The sequence below is a fragment of the Cypionkella sp. genome (assembly GCF_034376685.1).
GTDB lineage: Bacteria > Pseudomonadota > Alphaproteobacteria > Rhodobacterales > Rhodobacteraceae > Cypionkella.
This window is the reverse complement of the sequence record NZ_JAXMJJ010000103.1, coordinates 23,815-30,427: the sequence shown is the minus strand read 5'-3', so window position 1 is coordinate 30,427 and position 6,613 is coordinate 23,815. Positions and strand designations below refer to the sequence as shown.

The following is a 6,613-nucleotide window of genomic DNA, read 5'->3' as shown; positions in this document are numbered from 1 at the left end:
GAGTAGGTGAACTCGATATCGAACAAACGCACAGCAGCGTTGATCCGCTGGATCCACAAAGCGCGGAAGTTGCGCTTGCGGGTCTTACGGTCGCGCGTGGCATACTGTTGAGCCTTGTCAACAGCTTGCGTTGCGGTGCGGAAGTTCGTGGAACGGGCGGCGTAATAGCCAGCCGCTTTCTTGATCACCTTGCGGTGGCGGGCGTGCGTAACTACGCCGGATTTAACGCGGGACATCGGGTGCTCTCCTTACCGGTCGTAGGGCATGTATTTCTTGACGATTTTCGCGTCGGACGGGCTCAGCAACATAGTGCCGGACGCGTCACGAATGAATTTCGTCGTGCGTTTGATCATGCCGTGGCGTTTGCCGGCGACGCCAGCTTTCACCCGACCGGAGGCCGTGAAGCTGAAACGCTTCTTCGCCGCCGACTTGGTCTTCATCTTGGGCATTTCCATCTCCGTGGTTTCAGGCAAGACTCGGCATGCCACGTGGGCCGGTCTCGCGGGGTATTCGAGAGGGTGCTATAGGGGCGCGCAGGGGCAGGCGCAAGGGCCAATACGAACGATCTGTGACAAGATGCGCTTGCGCGGGCGCTACTTGATCACACCCGCGATGACCTGCATGAAAATATTCGGTATGTCGGCAAAGCGATAGCCGCCGGGGTTTTGCGTCAGGGCGATCGCCAGCAGCACGCCGCCGATCAGTAGCATGATCGCCCCGGCACGCGGCGGGCGGCTTTCAGAATAAGCCGCCAGCAGCGACGGGATCGCAAGCGCACAGATGACAATGCCAATGACAAGAATCTGGTCGTTGCTCATGCCAGCTCACCTTGTGAATTGCAGGCCAACGTTGGCCTGCATTCAGGTTACTCTGGCTCGCTGAACGAAATCAACCGTTCGTCACAGGGGGCGACGCGCAGAATGTTGGTGGTGCCCTTGACGTTGAACGGCACGCCAGCGGTGACGACGATCATATCTTCGCTCAAGGCAAAACCATCGTCGCGTGCGACCTTCACTGCTGCCAGCACGGCACCCTTGAAGCGATCTTGCGGCGGCGTGATGGCGCAGTGCAGCCCCCAGGTCAGCGACATACGCCGCGCTGTGGACATCAGCGGTGTCAGCGCCAGAATCGGCACTTGCGGGCGCTCACGCGAGACCAATGAAGCGGTGGTGCCAGTCTGCGAGAAGCAGGCAATCGCCTTGATATTAGTGGCTTCGGCGATCTCACGCGCGGCAGCAACGATGCCGTCGGCAGTGGTTTCGCGGCGCACTTGGCGTGAGGCCTCGATAACTTGACGGTAGGTCGGGTCTTTTTCCACCGACATCGCCACGTTGTTCATCGTGGTGACGGCTTCAATCGGATATTTGCCCGCTGCCGATTCGGCCGACAGCATGATCGCATCAGCACCTTCATAGATCGCGGTGGCGACGTCAGACACCTCGGCACGGGTGGGAACCGGCGCTTCGATCATCGATTCGAGCATTTGGGTGGCCACGATCACCGGTTTGGCCGCTGCACGCGCGCCGCGCACCAAACGCTTCTGGATCGGCGGGACCGAGGTGACCGGCAGTTCCACGCCCAGATCGCCGCGGGCCACCATGATGCCATCCGACACTTGCAGGATCGCATCATAGGCTTTAACCGCGGCAGGCTTTTCAATCTTCGACAAGATCGCCGCACGACCACGCGCCAATTGCCGCGCTTCCAGCACATCTTCCGGGCGCTGCACAAAGGACAAAGCCAGCCAGTCGACGCCCAGCTCGCAAGCAAATTCCAGATCTTCGCGGTCCTTTGCCGACAGCGCCGCCAAGGGCAGCACCACATCGGGGACGTTGACGCCCTTGCGGTTGGAAATCATGCCGCCGACTTCAACCACGCAATTCGCGTAATCTTTGCCGCAATCTTTAACCCGCAGTCGGATCTTGCCATCATTGACCAGCAGGGAAGCGCCCGGCTCCAATGCGGCGAAAATCTCGGGGTGGGGCAGTTGCACGCGCACAGCATCGCCCGGTGTGCCACTGAGGTCCATGCGGAAATCCGCGCCCTCGACCAGTTCCTCGCCCGCCGAATTGGCGAATACGCCGACCCGCAGCTTTGGCCCTTGAAGGTCGGCCAGAATCGCGATCGGGCGGCCGGTGTCGGCCTCGACCTGCCGGATGATGGCGTGGCGTGCGGCCTGCTCGGCATGGGTGCCGTGGCTCATGTTCAGACGGAACACATCGGCCCCTGCCTCAAACAGCGCGCGGATCATTTTATAGTCGCTGGAGGCCGGGCCCAAAGTGGCCACGATCTTTACGTTCCGAAGGCGTCTCATGCCTTGTTCCTTTTCGTCGCATCTATTTTTCGTGGTGGGCCGCGCGTCTTATGGAACAAACTGACGCGCGGAGCAACTGGCGGTTTTGGTAGCGGTAGCATAAATAGAAGAAGTCGAGGAATTGTGACGGGAACAGCATGGCTTTTTCGATTTCAGGCGAAAACAGACCGGGGCGCTGGTTGGTGACCTGCGATCACGCAACCAACCGGGTGCCTGATGATTTGGGCGGCAGCTTGGGGATCAGCGATGCCGACATGGCGCGCCACATTGCCTATGATGTCGGGGCGGCGGGTTTGGCGCGGGCTTTGGGTGCAGCGCTGGACAGCCCGGTGATCTGCTCGGATTTTTCACGCTTGGTGATTGATCCGAACCGCGGCGAGCAGGATCCGACCCTGGTGATGAAACTGTATGACGGCACCATCATTCCCGCCAACCGTTATGTTGATGCGGCAGAAACCGAGCGCCGCTTGGACACGCTTTACCGCCCCTACCACGCTGCCTATGCGCGGCTGGCCGCGCGCCAACCCGATACGGTCATCCTCGCCATCCACTCCTTCACACCCTGCCTGAAAGGTCGCGCCGTGCGGCCTTGGCATGTGGGCGTGCTTTATAGTCATCTGGATGAAAGGCTTTCCAAGCCGTTGATTGCGCGGCTTCAGGCGGAAGCGGATCTGTGCATCGGCGACAATGAGCCCTACGCCGGCCATCTGCCCGGCGATGCGATTGACATGCACGCGCTGCAACCGGGTCGGCACAATACGCTGATAGAGCTGCGCAATGACCTGATCGGCACCGAAGCGCAGCAGCAGGCTTGGGCGATACGACTGGCACCGATTCTGAGCGAAGTTCTCATCGGGTTGCCAGATTGAATTGTCCTTCGGAAACAATCCCCGCATCTCTTTGAAATTGTGGAAAATGCAAGGCAAAATTTGCCTAAAAGTTGACGTTTATCCGCGTCCACTTTCTTACTGGCATCCAGAGTAATTTACGGGTGTCGGAATGGAGTTTCTGCTGTTGCTTGCCTTGCCGTTGTTGGGCTTTGTCTTTGCTGGCTCTGATGATCGCGAAGACAACGAAGAACCCGATGAACGGGGTGACACGCTGTCTGGCGACGATGGCAGAGACTCGCTGATAGCGTCTTATCGCGCGGATCTGATCTTGGGATATGGCGGCGATGATACTCTAGCCGGCGGCGCGGGCGATGATACTATCCGGGGAGGTTTTGGAAATGACGTCGTCGATGGCGGCGCGGATGATGATTATGTCAATGGCGGCGCGGGCGACGACACGGTTCTGGGCCTGACCGGGGATGACACTTTGATTGGCGGGCGTGGCAATGATTTCGTGCTTGGCCAAGCGGGTAATGACGAAATTCACCTTGGCGAAGGCAATGACATCAACTGGGTGGATCGCGAAGTTTGGCAAACTGGGTTCGACAATGGTCAGTTGGGCGATGACACGGTTTTTGGTGAGGCGGGCAACGATTCCATCTGGGATTATTCAGGTGCAAACATCTTGGATGGTGGGGAAGGCAACGATGCGATTTATGCAACCGACAATCAGTTGGATGGTTGGGAAGATACGACGCAAGCCTCCGATCAGATTTCAGGCGGGGCGGGCAACGACATTTTGATCGGTGATGATGGCGACACTCTGATGGGCGGTGCTGGTGACGATCTGTTGGTCAGCATTCATGAGCGTGACGATGCCGAAGCGATTATCATCAGCGATTTTGATGGCAGTGAGGACCGGCTGGAACTCGATGTTTATCAAAGCTTCGCTGATCTGTCGCAATGGACGCTGTTTTCGTGGACGGACGATGAGAGCGGCACGGTTATTGTCGGTCTGGAGAACAACACTGATCCAGGGCAAATCATCGAGCTGGCACATTTGACGACCGCAAGTAATTTCGCGCTCTCGCAGGTATTGCTGCATCAAATCTGAACAGCTTTGGCTCCGGTTCTCGACAACTGAAAATCGGAGCCAGCAGATCAGACCGCCGCCTTGCGCATTTCATCCAAGTAGATTTCACGCAACCGCGCCACAACATGGCCTGGCTTGCCTGTGCCAATGGCTGCGCCGTCAATTTCGACCACGGGCATCACAAACGCAGAAGCCGAGGTGATGAAGGCTTCATCGGCGGCTTGGGCTTCGGTGATGGAAAACGCGCGTTCTTCGACTTCCATCTGCGCTTCTACGGCGAAACGCAGCACCGCCGCGCGGGTGATGCCGTGCAGAATGTCGCTGGAAAGCTGACGGGTGATGATCTTGTTGCCCTTGACGATATAGGCGTTGTTCGAGGTGCCCTCGGTCACCAGGCCGTCTTCGACAAACCAGCTGTCATCGACGCCCGCCTTCTTCGCCGCCATTTTCCCCATCGACGGATACAAAAGCTGCACTGTCTTGATATCGCGCCGTCCCCAGCGAATATCGGGGATCGAGATGACCTTGAAGCCGATCTTGGCTGCCGGATTATCCGCCAACCCCGGCTTGCTTTGGGTGAACAGCACCACGGTTGGGGTCACGTCATCCGAAGGATAGGCAAAATCCCGGTCGCCCGGATTGCCGCGCGTCACTTGCAGATACACCATGCCGTCGCCGATGCCGTTCGCTGCCACCAATTCGCGGTGGATCGCCAGCCATTCTTCGTCAGAATGCGGGTTTTGCATCTCCAGCTCCGACAAGCTGCGCGCCAGCCGCACACAATGGCCGCCAAAGTCGATCAACTTGCCATCCAGCACCGACGTGACCTCGTAGACGCCATCGGCCATCAGAAAACCACGGTCAAAGATCGAGACTTTCGCCTCGGCTTCAGGCAAGTAATCGCCGTTCAGGTAGACGGTTCTGGTCATCGTATCATCCCCACATCCGCGCGCGGCGGTCAATTCTGCGCGCTAGGGTGTGAGACAGAAGCACCGGGGCGTCAAGGTCGCAGCATCACGTTGCTGCTCTGCGGCAGGGGTTTGCAAAGAACTGCGGGGAAAGGGCGTCGTGGTGGAATAATTTTGACTAATTATTCATATTTACAGCAGGATCTTCTAAGAGTATCTAATTTATCAAGGAAATTGCGCAGAAAATTCTACAGCCCGCACACTTACCTCTGCCCAATTGCTGCAATTGCAAATTCAACTTGCCGTTATGCGCGCAACAATATACCAAATGTCACAAATACTGCGAAATATCCTTGCGAGGCCAAAATGTCCTTCCGTTTGCAACCCAGCCCTCCTGCACGCCCTAACCGCTGTCAGTTGTTTGGGCCCGGTTCGCGCCCGGCCTTGTTTGCCAAGATGGCCGCCTCGGCGGCAGACGTGATCAACCTTGATCTGGAAGATTCGGTTGCGCCTTCGGACAAAGACCAAGCCCGCGCCAATATCATCGAGGCGGTAAACACGCTCGACTGGGGCAAGAAAACCCTGTCGGTGCGGATCAATGGCCTTGATACCCCATTCTGGTATCGCGATGTGGTCGATCTGCTGGAGCAATGCGGGCCGCGTCTGGATCAGATCATGATCCCCAAGGTTGGCTGTGCGGCCGATGTTTACGCCGTTGACGCGCTGGTGACAGCGATTGAACGCGCCAAGGGGCGGGCAAAGCCGATTTCCTTCGAGGTGATCATAGAATCCGCCGCTGGCATCGCGCATGTCGAAGAAATTGCGGCCTCCTCCCCGCGCTTGCAGGCGATGTCGTTGGGCGCTGCGGATTTCGCGGCCAGCATGGGGATGCAGACCACCGGAATCGGCGGCACGCAGGAAAACTACTATATGCTGCGCGACGGCGTGAAGCATTGGTCCGATCCATGGCATTGGGCGCAGACGGCCATTGTCGCCGCCTGCCGCACGCATGGTATCCTGCCGGTCGATGGCCCGTTTGGCGATTTCAGCGATGATGAGGGTTTCCGCGCCCAGGCCCGCCGCTCGGCCACTTTGGGCATGGTCGGCAAATGGGCGATCCACCCGAAACAGATCGCTTTGTCGAACGAAGTGTTCACCCCGTCCGAGGCAGCTGTCGCCGAGGCACGAGAGATTCTCGCCGCGATGACCGATGCGAAGGCGCGGGGCGAGGGGGCGACGGTCTTTAAGGGCCGTCTGGTCGATATTGCCTCAATCAAACAGGCAGAAGTGATCGTGAAACAGGCGGAAATGATCGCTGCTGCTTAATGTTTCAGCGCCGTAAAGATCCTGTTGACTCAGGGGTTTTGTGACGGCAGTGTGACGCAACGGCACTTAAGGCTGCCTACCAAATACCCGCGCGGCAAAGGGAGAGGAGGCCCAATGCCGCAACATCGGGAGGATGCACGCC

The 6,613-nt window shown here is 58.3% G+C and carries 8 protein-coding genes; 3 read left to right on the top strand and 5 right to left on the bottom strand.

All coding sequences use genetic code 11. The features are described 5' to 3' along the window. The 4 genes from rplT to pyk form a co-directional block, all read right to left on the bottom strand. Positions 1 to 236, bottom strand: a 236-nt coding sequence (gene rplT / locus U1A24_RS19595; protein ID WP_322323668.1) for a 50S ribosomal protein L20, incomplete at its 3' end; no start/stop codon positions are given. A 12-nt stretch (positions 237 to 248) separates the two neighbouring features. Continuing rightward, positions 249 to 449 carry a 50S ribosomal protein L35 gene (gene rpmI, locus U1A24_RS19590; protein ID WP_054009035.1) on the bottom strand — a complete coding sequence of 67 codons (201 nt, stop codon included), beginning with the start codon at positions 447 to 449 and terminating at the stop codon, positions 249 to 251. Positions 450 to 593: 144 nt separating this feature from the next. Next, positions 594 to 818, bottom strand: a complete 225-nt coding sequence (locus U1A24_RS19585; protein WP_322323667.1) for a hypothetical protein — start codon at positions 816 to 818, stop codon at positions 594 to 596. Between the two features lie 47 nt (positions 819 to 865). Continuing rightward, positions 866 to 2,314 carry a pyruvate kinase gene (pyk, locus tag U1A24_RS19580; RefSeq protein WP_322323666.1) on the bottom strand — a complete coding sequence of 483 codons (1,449 nt, stop codon included), beginning with the start codon at positions 2,312 to 2,314 and terminating at the stop codon, positions 866 to 868. A gap of 137 nt (positions 2,315 to 2,451) precedes the next feature. Between pyk and U1A24_RS19575 the strand changes: the two genes are divergently transcribed. Continuing rightward, positions 2,452 to 3,183 (top strand): N-formylglutamate amidohydrolase, encoded by a 732-nt coding sequence (locus U1A24_RS19575; protein WP_322323665.1) that lies wholly within the window; start codon positions 2,452 to 2,454, stop codon positions 3,181 to 3,183. 130 nt (positions 3,184 to 3,313) lie between these two features. After that, positions 3,314 to 4,258 carry a calcium-binding protein gene (locus tag U1A24_RS19570; RefSeq protein WP_322323664.1) on the top strand — a complete coding sequence of 315 codons (945 nt, stop codon included), beginning with the start codon at positions 3,314 to 3,316 and terminating at the stop codon, positions 4,256 to 4,258. A gap of 47 nt (positions 4,259 to 4,305) precedes the next feature. Here U1A24_RS19570 and U1A24_RS19565 read toward each other — a convergent pair whose 3' ends face one another. Further along, on the bottom strand, positions 4,306 to 5,166 hold the full coding sequence (locus tag U1A24_RS19565; RefSeq protein ID WP_322323663.1) for a D-amino-acid transaminase: 861 nt from the start codon (positions 5,164 to 5,166) through the stop codon (positions 4,306 to 4,308). Positions 5,167 to 5,511: 345 nt separating this feature from the next. Between U1A24_RS19565 and U1A24_RS19560 the strand changes: the two genes are divergently transcribed. Continuing rightward, the gene (locus tag U1A24_RS19560; RefSeq protein WP_322323662.1) at positions 5,512 to 6,471 is read left to right on the top strand and encodes an L-malyl-CoA/beta-methylmalyl-CoA lyase; all 960 of its coding nucleotides are present in this window, start codon (positions 5,512 to 5,514) and stop codon (positions 6,469 to 6,471) included. The last annotated feature ends 142 nt before the right edge of the window (positions 6,472 to 6,613 follow it).